The sequence below is a fragment of the Candidatus Woesearchaeota archaeon genome (assembly GCA_018303425.1).
In the GTDB taxonomy this organism is placed as follows: domain Archaea; phylum Nanobdellota; class Nanobdellia; order Woesearchaeales; family JAGVYF01; genus JAGVYF01.
Map to the genome: position 1 here is coordinate 1 of JAGVYF010000013.1, position 13,106 is coordinate 13,106.

19 protein-coding genes are annotated in these 13,106 nt (G+C 33.0%); 10 read left to right on the forward strand and 9 right to left on the reverse strand.

What is annotated here, in order from left to right:
- The 6 genes from J4418_02675 to J4418_02700 form a co-directional block, all read left to right on the forward strand.
- On the forward strand, positions 1–661 hold a 661-nt coding region (locus J4418_02675), incomplete at its 5' end, for a hypothetical protein (protein ID MBS3112958.1).
- Positions 662–773: 112 nt separating this feature from the next.
- Positions 774–1,337 carry a hypothetical protein gene (locus J4418_02680; GenBank protein MBS3112959.1) on the forward strand — a complete coding sequence of 188 codons (564 nt, stop codon included), beginning with the start codon at positions 774–776 and terminating at the stop codon, positions 1,335–1,337.
- Between the two features lie 11 nt (positions 1,338–1,348).
- The gene (locus tag J4418_02685) at positions 1,349–2,020 is read left to right on the forward strand and encodes a hypothetical protein (protein ID MBS3112960.1); all 672 of its coding nucleotides are present in this window, start codon (positions 1,349–1,351) and stop codon (positions 2,018–2,020) included.
- Position 2,021: 1 nt separating this feature from the next.
- On the forward strand, positions 2,022–3,374 hold the full coding sequence (locus J4418_02690; GenBank protein ID MBS3112961.1) for a hypothetical protein: 1,353 nt from the start codon (positions 2,022–2,024) through the stop codon (positions 3,372–3,374).
- 126 nt (positions 3,375–3,500) lie between these two features.
- Positions 3,501–3,695: a hypothetical protein gene (locus J4418_02695; protein MBS3112962.1), complete on the forward strand. Its 195-nt coding sequence runs from the start codon at positions 3,501–3,503 to the stop codon at positions 3,693–3,695.
- 115 nt (positions 3,696–3,810) lie between these two features.
- Complete coding sequence (locus tag J4418_02700) at positions 3,811–4,146, forward strand: GNAT family N-acetyltransferase (GenBank protein ID MBS3112963.1); 336 nt, start codon at positions 3,811–3,813, stop codon at positions 4,144–4,146.
- 30 nt (positions 4,147–4,176) lie between these two features.
- Here the strand turns inward: J4418_02700 and J4418_02705 are convergent, their stop codons facing one another.
- Together J4418_02705 and J4418_02710 are read right to left on the reverse strand one after the other, a co-directional pair.
- Positions 4,177–4,386 carry a hypothetical protein gene (locus J4418_02705; GenBank protein ID MBS3112964.1) on the reverse strand — a complete coding sequence of 70 codons (210 nt, stop codon included), beginning with the start codon at positions 4,384–4,386 and terminating at the stop codon, positions 4,177–4,179.
- Between the two features lie 146 nt (positions 4,387–4,532).
- Entirely contained in the window at positions 4,533–4,757 is a 225-nt protein-coding gene (locus J4418_02710; GenBank protein ID MBS3112965.1) for an AsnC family transcriptional regulator, read from the reverse strand.
- 126 nt (positions 4,758–4,883) lie between these two features.
- Between J4418_02710 and J4418_02715 the strand changes: the two genes are divergently transcribed.
- Positions 4,884–5,396, forward strand: a complete 513-nt coding sequence (locus tag J4418_02715; protein ID MBS3112966.1) for a hypothetical protein — start codon at positions 4,884–4,886, stop codon at positions 5,394–5,396.
- A 37-nt stretch (positions 5,397–5,433) separates the two neighbouring features.
- On the opposite strand, the gene J4418_02720 is transcribed toward J4418_02715, so the two are convergent.
- From J4418_02720 to J4418_02750, 7 genes are all read right to left on the reverse strand, one after another.
- Positions 5,434–6,087: a M24 family metallopeptidase gene (locus tag J4418_02720; GenBank protein ID MBS3112967.1), complete on the reverse strand. Its 654-nt coding sequence runs from the start codon at positions 6,085–6,087 to the stop codon at positions 5,434–5,436.
- 12 nt (positions 6,088–6,099) lie between these two features.
- A complete protein-coding gene (locus J4418_02725; protein MBS3112968.1) occupies positions 6,100–6,993 on the reverse strand; it encodes a pyruvate synthase subunit beta in 894 nt (297 codons plus the stop codon).
- Between the two features lie 157 nt (positions 6,994–7,150).
- A complete protein-coding gene (gene porA / locus J4418_02730) occupies positions 7,151–8,290 on the reverse strand; it encodes a pyruvate ferredoxin oxidoreductase (protein MBS3112969.1) in 1,140 nt (379 codons plus the stop codon).
- A complete protein-coding gene (locus J4418_02735; GenBank protein ID MBS3112970.1) occupies positions 8,290–8,508 on the reverse strand; it encodes a 4Fe-4S binding protein in 219 nt (72 codons plus the stop codon). The genes porA and J4418_02735 overlap by 1 nt, the downstream gene beginning before the upstream one ends.
- Positions 8,509–8,587: 79 nt before the next feature.
- On the reverse strand, positions 8,588–9,115 hold the full coding sequence (locus J4418_02740; protein ID MBS3112971.1) for a 2-oxoacid:acceptor oxidoreductase family protein: 528 nt from the start codon (positions 9,113–9,115) through the stop codon (positions 8,588–8,590).
- A gap of 251 nt (positions 9,116–9,366) precedes the next feature.
- Positions 9,367–9,885 carry a HEPN domain-containing protein gene (locus J4418_02745; GenBank protein MBS3112972.1) on the reverse strand — a complete coding sequence of 173 codons (519 nt, stop codon included), beginning with the start codon at positions 9,883–9,885 and terminating at the stop codon, positions 9,367–9,369.
- The gene (locus J4418_02750) at positions 9,869–10,486 is read right to left on the reverse strand and encodes a nucleotidyltransferase domain-containing protein (protein MBS3112973.1); all 618 of its coding nucleotides are present in this window, start codon (positions 10,484–10,486) and stop codon (positions 9,869–9,871) included. The genes J4418_02745 and J4418_02750 overlap by 17 nt, the downstream gene beginning before the upstream one ends.
- A 255-nt stretch (positions 10,487–10,741) precedes the next feature.
- Between J4418_02750 and J4418_02755 the strand changes: the two genes are divergently transcribed.
- The 3 genes from J4418_02755 to J4418_02765 all read left to right on the forward strand — a co-directional run.
- Positions 10,742–11,674 (forward strand): deoxyhypusine synthase family protein, encoded by a 933-nt coding sequence (locus J4418_02755; protein MBS3112974.1) that lies wholly within the window; start codon positions 10,742–10,744, stop codon positions 11,672–11,674.
- Positions 11,675–12,100 carry a hypothetical protein gene (locus tag J4418_02760; GenBank protein ID MBS3112975.1) on the forward strand — a complete coding sequence of 142 codons (426 nt, stop codon included), beginning with the start codon at positions 11,675–11,677 and terminating at the stop codon, positions 12,098–12,100.
- Between the two features lies 1 nt (position 12,101).
- Positions 12,102–13,106: decarboxylase (locus J4418_02765; protein MBS3112976.1), on the forward strand; the 1,005-nt coding region annotated here is incomplete at its 3' end.

A 13,106-nucleotide genomic window follows, 5' to 3' on the forward strand; every position in this document is an offset into this window, starting at 1 on the left:
ACTTGTTTATTCTTCTTCTAATCTGTCAAAACATATAGGCAATTTTCCGGTAATTTCGTTTAGTCAGATTAGAAGAAGAATAAACAAGTTATCCATCAACTTTAAACCCAAAGGATATCATTTAGTGACTGGCACCGACGGAACTGGATTAAAGGTATCTAATCGCGGAGAATGGATTAGGCATAAATGGAAAGTCAAAAGAGGGTGGGTTAAAGTCGTGATTCTTGGAGATATTAAAGGAAATATAGTTGATATTAGAGTAGGTAATGAAGAATTAGATGAAAACAAAGCAAGTAGAGGTATGCTTAGAAAAAATTCAAAAAATATCGCTAAAAATCATGCTGATGGATTATATGATTGTGAAGATAATTTTAATCTTTACGCAAAATTAGGGATAGAATCAGGGATCAAGATTCGGAAAAATGCAAATCCAGGTGGAATTGGTCCAAGACCTTATGCTGTGCAGGAATTTCAAAAAAAAGGTTATAAAAATTGGGCAAAGGATAAAGGTTATGGACATCGTTGGGTGGCAACAGAGGGGATTTTTTCAGCTGTAAAAACTATTTTTGGAGAATCCCTAAGTAGTCATACTAAAAAAAATTTGTATCATGAAGCAAGGCTTAAATTTTGGGCATATCAAACGATTAAAGATGTTTGCTAGCTGGTAGGCTGCAAAAATTCACAATATAGCGATAGCTTTGTAAAATATTGATAATCATGCCACACGGCATTAAAAAGAAAAAATATATAAAGGTGAAAGAGATTATTAAATTATGAAAATTGATTATGTAAATCTACTTGATTTTAAAACTCCAGTGATATTTAAAGATGGAACTGAAGTCTATGAAGCATTCAAAAAAGAGTATAAGGTTCATAAAGTAGGTTTCTTTATTTTAGCACCTTCTGGGGCAGGTATAACTTATTTTATAAATAGTCAAAAGAAAAAAAAGTGGATTGATGGTGATGAGCTTTGGGTTGCAACAAAGGCGCATCCCAAATTTGGTTGGTGGCTTCAAGGTTTAAATTATATTAAGGAGATTTGTAGACGATGCGATATAGTAACCGAAGAAGCTAAAAAGCAAGGTTTGTGGATAATGGGTTCTTCTTCTGATGTATTAAGGCCTGATGCTGTTGTGATTCCAGATTGGAGAACTCATAAAAAATATATTAAAGCTAGACAAGAGGGTAATTATGATGGGGGAGTTACAATGGAACATTTTGAGATTTCAAAATATCATCGTAATGTTTTGAATGGTTGGGTCAAAAAAGGGGTTCCAAAATTTAAATCTGTTGGTGATGCTGCTAATTATCTTGTTAATTTAGTGGATAAACTTTAGAAGGTGAGATTATGGTAAAATTTTTAACATGTTTTCAAGCTGGATCAAATAGAGATTCAGCAATGATGGAACATATAGTTGGACGTAAAAATCTGGAAGGGGTTTCAGCTATTTTAAAGGGGTATGAATTATGTGTTATGAAAACAAAGCATTTTCCAGATAAAAAATATCCTAATGCGATTCTTGCACCAGATATTTCTGCGAGAGATTTAATGAGAAAACATTGGGGTGACGATTTTGAAATGCATATGATTCGAAAATCAAAAAAAAATCCAAATAATATTATGAAAGGAATAATTCGAAAGCTTACTCCGAAAGAGTATGAATATATTAGAGTTTGGGAAATGATGGATATGGGAGTTCAGGAAGATATTATTGTAGCAGTAGAAGATGAAAACGATAAAATGGTGATTGCAATTACATCGGGCTGGGAAGATCCGGATAGGTCTTGCGATAGAGTATTAAATGGTGCAAATTATGAGAATTATGTCGTAACAAAACAAGCAATGCTTGATAAAGCAGATGAAGTAAGGGGATTAGTTGATAAAAAAATGACTGAAATTTCTGAAACGCGAAGAAAGAGATTAATTGAAATAAGAAATCAGAGAGCTATAGATTTAAATAAGAAATGTAAGGCATTGCAAAAAAAGTTTGATAAAGAATTAAATTCTAAGAAAAAATAAAATGGTTCAACAAATAAATCAAAATGAATTACGAGATTTTATAATTTTTGTGCGCGAGCATAGAAATTTATTAGAACAAAATAAAAATACTTTTTATCAAAATTATCGCACCAAGCGATTTAATGACAAAGAACTTGTTGCAGATGTTGAAGTTTTTGAAAATTTATTGCAATCATTGTTTACTAGATTAAATAAATATGAATTACTTTTTTCGGTGTCAGCTGGGTATAAATACAAGGAATTACCTGATGGCGAAACTATAGTAAGTTTTGTAGAAAATTTATTAAGTGATGTAAAGGAGTTAAAAAAGTTTCAAACAAACTATTTTATCTATTTAAAATCAAAAGTTAAAGGGGATGTTTCAAAGTTTCAAGTATTATGGAAAGAAATTGATAAGAACTTATTAGTGCTTATGCATATCCTTTTAGATATGGAGAAGTATTCTAAACAATTTTTAGAAGGTAGATATGCTGGTTTAAAAAATACTGATAAACTTGGTAAGCCATTATTTCAGATAGAAATTAATGATATGATTCCATTGAAACTAGGAGTAGGTGAAACATTGATTATACTGGAGAGGAATACAGAGGATTGTCGTGAGGATAGTGCTAATGAATTTGGAAATTTAACAGCTAAAGGTAAAGCTACGGCTGCTGCTATAGGTGTCAGCTTTTTTAATACTATGTTTATGCAATTAGGAGATGAAAAATCTACTTTAGATATTAGAATGGTGGCAAGTAGTGCAATATTGGCAACTGCTGAAGGCGTTTCTTTACCTGATAAAAGGCGTGCAGTTGATACTGCCAAATATGTAATTCAAGGTTTAAAAGAGGCAATGAATGATAATGCTGTTGATCATAAACAATTTTTGAATAATACTTTTTTTAGGAGATGGAAACCTATTGAATCTGCTGAATTGAAAGATTTATTAATGTTTGAACAATCACCTGATTTTGTAAAGTGGATGAAAGGTAAATATGGTTATAAATATGGTGGCGCAAATCAATCGGCAGGTGCTAAGTTTTGGATGAATTATGAACTTGAATCTGAAAAAAAAATAGCTGAACAAAGAGGAGTTGAAATGCAAAATCAAGTTGCTGATAGAATATATAAGGCAGTTCTTACTGAAGCAAGATGGGCAGCTTTATATCATGAAAAAAAGCCAGATAGGAGATTGATTATTTGGATGGTGAGTCATTATGATTCTATTGCACCTTTTTTTAAGAAATTTGTATTAGATATTGAGCCTTCTACTGCTCTTGTGAAGATGGTACATGGTTCTGGAATCACAATCTTAAGTCAGAAAGCTAAAGCATCCTGTTTTTTTAGAGGAAGTATGTACGATATAATCTAAAGAATCCATCTTTCATTTATCTAACATAACTAAATAAGGATACGCTATTTCAATGTTCTTTGCATTGTTAATACTTTTTTTTCTGCAATTTGCTCATAAAGTTTACTACGTTCGTATACGGTTACTATGTACTTTGTTTCACGTTTCCTGAACAGGCAGTGGGGGGATTCTGGTTTTGTGCGAGTATTGGTTGAAATGAAACTGAAGATTAAGAGAGCAAAAGTTGAAGACGCAAATAAGTTTGAAGTTTTGTTTTGGATGAATGTTAAAATTAAAGATGATATATTTTCTTATTTGAAGGCACCTTCAACAGGTGATTGAAAAAAATTGATTAAGGATACAAGGTTTGCATTCTCTGTTTTTAAGGATGGTGCGTTTGCAGGCTTTTGGATAGTGTTTGATTCGGATTATTTGCGTAGTCATCAGGATTCGCCGGATGCAGTTGAAGTATAATATGAAAGGAGATTTTGTATATGGAGATTTGTGGAATGTTGATTCTATATTTAGAGGTAGGGGGATTGGTAAGAAGCTGTTAGAGCATGCGTTTAGTTCAGTAAAGAAAGCTGGGTTTGATAAACTCTATGCCAGAATATTGCTTAAGCCAATTCATAATGAAATATCTGTCAGGATAAATGAACAGCTTGGTGCGCGATGCGTGCAAAAGATTAAAGATGGAAAGTATGTATATGGTATTTATTTGGCGGAGTTGGATAAACTTTTGTTTCAGGAAAAAATCGCAATCAACAGTTTAAAGAAGAAATGGAAAAGCTAGACTATCAAATGCAAGTTTAAGTTTTTAGTTTTAGGATAATAATCCTTTCGGGAATAAATTATATTGTAAATTTTCAGTTATTAGCATCAATTCCGGTGTTTGAATTATTTCAAAAAAATTAATACGCAGTTCATTGATGAAATTATCAATTTCTCTCGGATGTTTTACGTCTATCGTCATTAATATCTCAAACTGAGTTGCGCCTCTGACTGCATACTGGACATATTTATTCTCTTTCAAATATAATTTTAATTGTTTAAATTGTTTTTGTGTGGGCGTTGTTAATTGAATTATAAGATATCGCGTAAATTCTAAAATGGAAATTTCAATATTTTGAATTGAAGTTACAATAACATTTTCTTTTTCTAATTTTTTTATTCTGTACGCTATTGTATCTGGCGATAGTTGCAGTTGTTCTCCGATTTTGTAAAGCCAAATTGGACAGCTGTAAGGAACTTTTTTATCAGTCCTATCCTCTTCATTCGCTCTATTCTGTATGCAACTTCATTTTTTGATAAACATATTTGTTTTGTAATTTGTGAAAATGGCTGTCTGCTATTCTGACATAGTGCATAAATGATTTTTTTATCTTTTTTGTCAATCTTGTGCATATTCGGAATAAAGGCTTATCTCTTTAGATAGTTTTTGGGATTTCCCCCAAAAATTAGCAGAAGTTTAATTTAGGAATTGGAATTTTGATAATATAAGGGGTGTTAAAATGACTTTGGAGGTTTAAAATGACATTAGATGAGCAGTTAGGTGCCACAGGGAATAAATGTGGAGATTGGAAAGAATGTGCTGAGCGTCCTGCTGGGCATGGCGTAGGATACTATTGGATGCGAGGGGATGGCTTAAGATTTGGATTACGGAAAGCTGGTAAGTATTATAAATTAGGTGAAGTTGCTGATGTTAAGCTGATTGAATATGAAATTAAGCGTTTTTATTTTAGAGGGAATTCTATTGGAATTGGAAATGATGCGGGGTCTTTAGGGTCTGGTGGCCTTATGAATGTGCCTAGTATTGACGCGACGTATGAGGTGCAGAAACGTGAGTATTTGCCCGAACATATTAGATATATGTTTAATAATAAAGAGATAGAATTGCTTATTTCTTTGGAAGGGGAAACAATTGAACGAATTAATCGTAGGAATGAGGAGCATAAGTTTTTTGAGTATGCTGATAAAAAGTGGCCAAAGGGAGTTTTTGGAGATTTTGCCGGATTAAAGGGCAGGTTGTTTACGAAAGGGTGATTTTTAAACGAACTAATAAAAAGAAATAATTTTTATTTTATTTTTGGAGATATAGTTTTTTATCACTCTTTGTCAATACATTACCGCCAACTACAAGCGTATCCTCTATCCTTATTCCATATTTAGTTCTATAATAAATCCCTGGCTCAATTGTTATAATATCTCCCTTTTTAAGTGCGTCATTAGATTTTAGCGATATTTTTGGTTTAGTATGTATATATTTACCAACGCCATGCCCTAATGCATGAATCATCTGGTTTTTATGTTTACCCAACATTTTCACATTATAACGAGCAAGTTCTTTGCAAGAAATTCCGGGTTTTATTTTTTTGATACAAGAAATTTGAGCATTTAATAATAAATCATAAAGTAGTTTTTCTTTTACAGAAGGTTTACCTATAAATATTGTCCTTGTCATATCTGAACAATAACCGTTAACGCGCACACCCAAATCAATTACACAAAAACCATTGTACCAATCTTTTGTTGGTTTGTGATGTATTTCGGCAGCGTTTTTTCCAGTAGCAACTATCGGCGCAAATGCTGGTCGCAGTTTTCTATCCCTAATTTCTTTGATGATAAAATTTGATATTTGTTTTTCTGAGTTAAATATTGAGAAGTTTTTGATTATATCTGAGAAGATTTGGTCCGTTATTTTGCAGGCTTTTGTTATGGATTGGAGCTTGTTCATTTTAGAACAGAATTAATATTCTTCACTTTCCCAAAATTTACCTGAGTTAATAAGTTCCCATTCTTTGTTAACCATGTCTTGGATTACCTTAATATCGTTCTCAGTTAAATGTTTAAACCTGCCTTGTAATTGCATTGCTTCTTTGATAGGGATCATTTTGGGTTTTACAGTAATATTTACTTTTTTATTATGGATTTCATATAATGGCCACATTCCTGAATCAACCATTTTTTGCCCCACTTGGATACCATTTCCATCTGCATGTAGCCATCCCGGAATACAATGGGTTAGTAAATCAATAAAAACTGGACCTTTCATATCTTTTGCTTTTTTGATTTTATTAATAAAATCGATAGGGTGTGAGACTGATGCAGTTGCAACGTATTCAGCTCCGTTTATCGCCATCATCTTGGCAAGATTTTTTCGGGGTAATGGATTGCCTACAGGGCAATTTTTGCCTGGTTCAGTTGTTTTTGTTCTTGCGCCATAGGGGGTTGCAGCTGAATGCTGGAAACCTGTATTAGCGAATGATGAGTTATTATAACAAATGTAAATTATGTGTTCGCGTCTTGTAATAAATCCTGATAATGCTTGTAAACCAATATCATATGATGCGCCATCACCCGCAAAAGCTAGCACGTTAACTTTTTTGTCAAGGTCTTGCGCTTTTAATGCCATCAAAACTCCTGTAGCGGTTGCGCCCGCGTTTTCAATTGCTGAGTGTACCCATGGTACTTTGTAGGGAGTAAACGGCCATGTAGCTGTTAAAGTCATGCAGCCAGCAGGGTTAATCATAATAGTATCTTTACCTAATGCTTTTAGGGCTAATTTAGTGCCAAGGATTGCGCCACATCCAGAACATGCAAAAGTTCCGCCAGTAACTAAATCTTCTTTTGGTATGTTCATACTTTCTCCGTTAAAGTCTACCCGAATTTCGTTTCCGTTTATTTTACTATTAAGTTTTACTTCTTTTGTTTTGTCCATTGTGTTTTTGATTATTTTTTGAATGATTTTAAATTGCAGTTAATTTATGTGCGTATTTTTTTATTAATGATATAACTTTTTACATCAACCATTTTCTTACTTCTTGTTTTGTATTTAGTGTTTCTTCCAATACTTCTTCAAACTCTTCTTGGCTTAATGCTTTCCCGCCAAGACCGGCGATATAGTTTGAAATAATATTTTTTTGACCGTACATTGCACTTTTTACTTCTGGATATGAAATGCCTGACATACCTGGACAAATATTTTGGTCAACAACTGCAATATTCGGTATATTTTTTAGAGCATCCTTAATTTCTTTTTCAGGGAATGGTCTGTATAATCGTATTCTTAACAAACCAACCATTTTACCTTTTTTCCTCATGTTGTCAACAGCTGCGCGCGCAATGGTTGTGTTTGGACCCATTATAACAATCGCAGCTTTTGCATCTTTTAATTTGTGCATTTCAACAAATTCATATTTTCGTTTAGTTAATTTGTACCATTCATTATGTACTTTTTTTATTTCATTAAATGCGTCAAGCTGCGCTTTATGCAACTGAATTCTAAATTTCATATAATCTCCCAGCACAGGAATTCCGAGGGTCATAGGTTTTTTTGTATCAAGTTTAATTGCCATTTTAAGTTTTGGTAAAAATTTATCAACTAAACTTTGTTTAGGCACATCTACCTGTGTTCTTGTATAAGAGTGAATAAAACCGTCCATGTTTACAATCGATGGTAATGATATATTTTTGTTCTCGCCTACTTTGTATGCGATAATAATTGAATCTAATACTTCTTGATTTGTTTCGCAAATGTATGTGATAAATCCAGTATCTCTCATCGCTAAAACATCGTTATGATCAGGCCATAAGGTAATTGGAGATGAAACTCCTCTTGAGACATTGACTAGAACCATGGGCGCTCTTGCGCCTGCAATGATTGGCAACATTTCATGCATTAAAAATAGTCCTTGTGAAGAAGTAGCTGTGAAGGTTCTTACACCCGTAATTTGCGCACCAAATGCTGCAGACATTGCGGAATGTTCTGATTCTAATTGATTAAATTGCACATCTTTCCATTCACCGTCAACTACCCATTTTTGTATAGTTTCAATAATTTCTGTTTGTGGAGTGATAGGGAAACATGGAACACATTTAACTCTGGCCAGTTTAGCTGCTATTGCTGCGCATTGGTTGCCATCCAGTAAATCAATCATTAGTGTTCACGCTCCATTGTAATGCAATGTACAGGACAATTAACTGCGCATATTGCACAACCTTTGCAAACTTTGCCGTTTGCGTGCGTGTAACCTTTATTGTCAATTTCATACGCTGAATCTGGACAAAGCAGCCAGCAAGTGTGACACTTGATGCATTTTTTGTAATCAATTACAGGTTTTTGGACACGCCATGAACTTCTTTCTAAAGCTTTCATACCTGCTGTTGCATAGGGGAAACCCTTTGTTCCAATATTTTTTATTTTATTTTCTTCTATCATTTTAAATGCTAATTTTTTATTTTGTTTGATTATAAATCTCTTTAGCTGCTTTCATGTTTTTAGCAAGCATATCGGGATTATATTTGCCAAGTTCAACCTTTACAGCGTTTTCAATATTTTTAATAGAAAATATTTTTGATATTTTTGCAAGTGCACCGAGCATTGCAACATTTGTAATATTTTTACCTGTTTCTTTCATTACGATTGAAGTTGCATCTACAACGTGGACATTTTTTAGATTAGGAAATTTTTTGGCAGAGTTAATGATAATCTGGGTAGTAGGTTTTGCGCCTGTTATATTACAGGGAATGTCTAAAGTGTCATCAAGAATTACTATGTAGTCTGGGTGAAATATGTGGCCCCTAGTATTAATTGCTTTTTTGTCAATTCTTACAAAGCTTGTAACTGGGGCGCCTTTACGTTCTGCGCCATACATTGCAAAATCTTGAGTTTTGTAACCTGCCATATAGCCAGTTCTACCCAGAATCATAGATGCTTTCTTAACACCCTGTCCGCCACGACCGTGTAATCTGATTTCTATCATTTTACCTCTTTTTATATTTTATGATAATTATAATATATAAAGGTGTTGGATGGAAACCTACATCTAATCAGAATCAGCATAAAATTGTCGCACAAAACCCGTTTTGTCGGTGTTAGTTTCTCCGACCTGCGAGCGAGAACTAGAATTATCGTTAATCAAATATCTGAACGGAGTTGGGAGGACAAGGCATCAGCCGAAGAGTTTTTGAATTGCTGTACTTCTAGGCGCTGTTATAGTTTTCCAGTGTAGAGTTAGCATGGGTGGCGGGCGTTAGTAAGTTTTAGTCTGATTTTATTGATTTGTGTTTCTGTTGTGTTCTCAATTATTTCTTCAATTTTCAAAACAAAATTTCTTGCTGTTGCTGAATCTGTTTTCAGTTTTTCTTTGTCTATTTGTTCTGTTACATAATATTGAGTATCTACACGCAGATCTTTAGCTAATAATAATTCTGTGTAAAGTTCTTCTGAGATAATATTCTCTTCAACTAGAAGAAAATACATTAATGAAATGGTGCAGTCATGGATTTCTGATTTTATGCCACATTTTTGAAGAAAAGCATACAGAACAAAATATCGGGAATAATATGCTGTTGTCGCTATCCAATCAATTTCTTCTTTTTCAATTGCAGAATCAAGCATATTTAATGCACTTTTTGCTTTCTCAATGTAGGCTTTGCAGAGATTATCGTTTGGTTCTTCCAGCTTAATGCCTTTTTTTTGTTTCCAGCACCAAGAAACATGGCTTTTGGAATCTTTATCCTCTGATTTCATTGTAATACCTCCATAATGCATTAATGAAAATGTCTGGGTTATGTAAAATGATGTGGTATTTTAGGATTTCCATAATCAAAGCGTCTTTTTTTCTTAATCCGCTTTCAAAGTTTTCACAGGTGGCTGTTTTAAGATTAATGGTTTTTCCGTATGTTTTTCCGATTGCTTTTATTTTTGTCATGTCCATTTCTTTAAGTTCTCCTAAATAAAACAGGTCAATATCACTATCTTCTTTGAATGTTCTTTTAGCGTAAGAACCAAATAAAACAAGCGATCCTGAAAGATTAAGTTTAAAAATTTCTGTCGTTATTTTTTTAATAAAGAAAACTTGTTCTTGAAAGAGTATTGATTCCGCAAGCTCACTTATAATCCGATAATTTTTGGTGAGTATATTATCCAAATTTAAAGTGTAAACTTTGTTTTTCCCGATATTCTTAGCAATTAGAATTTTGTCTTTTTCGAGGGCTTTAAGGTAAGGAAGAAGCGTAACATGGCTTTTTTTGATTAATTTGGCTATTTCTCTAGTGTGATATTGGGCCAAATAGTTTGAACGGTAAAGGCCAATTATCTTCAGTTTGTTATCGGTTGTTTTATCTACCATATGGTCTTGATAACTACCATTAATATAAAAATGTTTCTATTGTTAAGTTGTCTTTATGCGGTAGTAAATTTATTGAACTGAACTAAACTGAACTAAACCGCAACCCTTATAAATAACTTCTGTAAACTATATTTTATATGAATCAGACATTATTTGATACAGTTAGTGCATTTGGAAGGTAAATTTATTTGGAAGGTAAATTTATTAATTCTATTTTTATTCATATTTATATTATAATTATCAAAGGTAATTACTATGTATGTTAAAGATTTGAAATGGACTCCTGGGATAAGTGTGAAAGATTTGGTTAATGATTTTTCCAGCTTAGGTTATCAAAGCACTGAACTTGCAAAAGCTGCTGAAGTGTTTGTTAAAATGAAAAAGAATTCTGCTAAGATTTTCTTAACATTCACATCAAATATGGTGACTTCCGGGTTAAGAGGTTTTTTTGCTCAACTAATAAAGTTAAGAATGGCTGATATAATTGTGACTACTGTGGGAGGAATTGAAGAAGACATTATGAAAGCCAGCGGTGAAAAATTTTTAGTGGGCAAATTTAGCGATGATGACGTTGAACTTCATGAAAAAGGCATTAACAGAATTGGAAATTTATTAGTTAAGAACGAAAGTTATATGAATTTTGAAGATTTAATTAACCCGGTACTAAAAAAATTATACGAAAAACAAAAAATGTGGACAATATCTGAAATGTTGAAAGAGATTGGTTTGACATTGAATGATGAAAATTCAATTTTGTATCAGGCAGCTAGAAACGATGTTCCAATTTTTTGCCCAGCTATAACTGATGGTGCGTTCGGATTTCATCTTTACTTGTTCCAACAAAAACATTCTGATTTCATTGTTGATGTTGTAAAAGATTTTGGAAACATTTTGTTTAGTACTACACATGACGATGCAAAGGGTGTTATCGCTTTAGGCGGGAGCATTTCAAAGCATCACGCAATTCTTTGTACTTTGCTAAATGGCGGAGCTAATTATGCAGTTTACATGACAACTGCCCATAAAACTTCAGGTAGTATGTCAGGAGCGACAACTGACGAAGCCAAGTCATGGGGGAAAGTAAACGATGAATCTGATGTTGCAACAGTTATCGGCGATGTAACTATTATGTTTCCATTGGCAATGATGAAGGCTTTAGAAGATTTGAAAGTGGAGGGCTTGATTTAGATGGATAGTCTAGAAGATAAGTGTATGGTCTATAATTTAATGCAAATAAGAGAAATTGAGGAACATATGTATTACATTAATGAGAAACGTGCGAAAAAAGGTTTACTGCCAATTGGTATGGAAGAAGCAGGTTTGTTATGGGCAACTACAGAGCATAGAAAGTTATTCGCAAAAGATTATGAAGTTCATGCTTCTAAAATTGAAGCACATTGTAGAGATATCTGTCATTATAGATGTAATAGTGTTTACGTTTTTAAAGATGAACAAATTGTTGATTTATTAGATGTAGAAAAACAGGGATTGGAAGAGGGTTCTGATTATTGGAGAGTTTGTAGTCTGAGAATGGAAGAAATTCATGAGTTACTCGAAGATGGTCCAGGTCAATTATATGAACATAAAATTGATGATGATAAATTTGAGGTATGATATGGCTGAACCAAAATTTTTAATTTCTAAAAAAGTAGTACTTGGGCAGTTTGACAAGGTCGCGGGTTATTCTGACATTGTGTCTTATAGTTCAAAGACAAATCCGTTGATTACAGCTATTCTGGAAAAAGAGAGAGGTTGTATGTTTAGTGTTCACTTGGTCAATGAGTTGAAGTATATTAAAGATATGTCTCGTGTATTATTTTTTGCGCAAGGTTGGCAAGCTACAGAAATAAGAGAGTTATTATATAAAGGGATAAAGTGGTTTGTTGTTGACAATGAAAGTGATTTATCTATTTTTATAAGCGCAATTAACGATTTTTCTAATAAAGTAAATTTATTGTTAAGAATGAAATTAAAAGAAAACACAGTTAAGACTGAAAAGTATTTTGTGTTCGGAATGGATTCAGATGTAATTAATGAGAAAATTAAAGAATTAAGCAATAACAATAAAATTGGCCAATTAGGAGTGCATTTCCATAGGAAAACTCAAAACATGAGCGAGTGGAGCTTGAAAAGAGAATTGGAAGATTTGCTTAATAAAGAGACATTGGGGGCTATTGATGTTGTTAATATCGGGGGAGGTTTACCATCAAGTTATGCCAATACGAATACTGAAGTTTTGCAGGGGATATTTAAAAAAATAAGAGAGTTCAAAGAGTGGTTAAATTCAAACAATATTAAAATGATGATTGAACCCGGAAGGTTTATAGCTGCACCAGCAGGTAAACTTGTGACTGAAATAATTTCAATTTATGGGAATAATATTATTGTAAACGCATCTGTTTACAATACGGATTTAGATGCTTTAATCGTGCCTGTAAAATTACTTGTTGAGGGTGAGCTTAAAACAGGCAAAGCATACAAGATCAAAGGTAAAACTCCGTGTTCATTAGATTTATTCAGATATAAAGTATATTTGAAAAATCCTAAGGTTGGAGATAATCTAATTTTTATTAATGCAGGGGCCTATAATTTTAGTTCTACTTTTTGTGATTTACAAACA

What these genes read in the sequence shown, in the direction of transcription:
- J4418_02700 (MBS3112963.1), top strand. Translation starts at nt 3,811, where the DNA reads ATGCAGTTGAAGTATAATATGAAAGGAGATTTTGTATATGGAGATTTG.
- J4418_02720 (MBS3112967.1), bottom strand. Translation starts at nt 6,087, where the DNA reads ATGAACAAGCTCCAATCCATAACAAAAGCCTGCAAAATAACGGACCAA.
- J4418_02755 (MBS3112974.1), top strand. Translation starts at nt 10,742, where the DNA reads ATGTATGTTAAAGATTTGAAATGGACTCCTGGGATAAGTGTGAAAGAT.
- porA (MBS3112969.1), bottom strand. Translation starts at nt 8,290, where the DNA reads ATGATTGATTTACTGGATGGCAACCAATGCGCAGCAATAGCAGCTAAA.
- J4418_02740 (MBS3112971.1), bottom strand. Translation starts at nt 9,115, where the DNA reads ATGATAGAAATCAGATTACACGGTCGTGGCGGACAGGGTGTTAAGAAA.
- J4418_02715 (MBS3112966.1), top strand. Translation starts at nt 4,884, where the DNA reads ATGACATTAGATGAGCAGTTAGGTGCCACAGGGAATAAATGTGGAGAT.
- J4418_02735 (MBS3112970.1), bottom strand. Translation starts at nt 8,508, where the DNA reads ATGAAAGCTTTAGAAAGAAGTTCATGGCGTGTCCAAAAACCTGTAATT.
- J4418_02760 (MBS3112975.1), top strand. Translation starts at nt 11,675, where the DNA reads ATGGATAGTCTAGAAGATAAGTGTATGGTCTATAATTTAATGCAAATA.
- J4418_02680 (MBS3112959.1), top strand. Translation starts at nt 774, where the DNA reads ATGAAAATTGATTATGTAAATCTACTTGATTTTAAAACTCCAGTGATA.
- J4418_02710 (MBS3112965.1), bottom strand. Translation starts at nt 4,757, where the DNA reads ATGCACAAGATTGACAAAAAAGATAAAAAAATCATTTATGCACTATGT.
- J4418_02745 (MBS3112972.1), bottom strand. Translation starts at nt 9,885, where the DNA reads ATGAAATCAGAGGATAAAGATTCCAAAAGCCATGTTTCTTGGTGCTGG.
- J4418_02695 (MBS3112962.1), top strand. Translation starts at nt 3,501, where the DNA reads ATGTACTTTGTTTCACGTTTCCTGAACAGGCAGTGGGGGGATTCTGGT.
- J4418_02690 (MBS3112961.1), top strand. Translation starts at nt 2,022, where the DNA reads ATGGTTCAACAAATAAATCAAAATGAATTACGAGATTTTATAATTTTT.
- J4418_02750 (MBS3112973.1), bottom strand. Translation starts at nt 10,486, where the DNA reads ATGGTAGATAAAACAACCGATAACAAACTGAAGATAATTGGCCTTTAC.
- J4418_02685 (MBS3112960.1), top strand. Translation starts at nt 1,349, where the DNA reads ATGGTAAAATTTTTAACATGTTTTCAAGCTGGATCAAATAGAGATTCA.
- J4418_02725 (MBS3112968.1), bottom strand. Translation starts at nt 6,993, where the DNA reads ATGAACATACCAAAAGAAGATTTAGTTACTGGCGGAACTTTTGCATGT.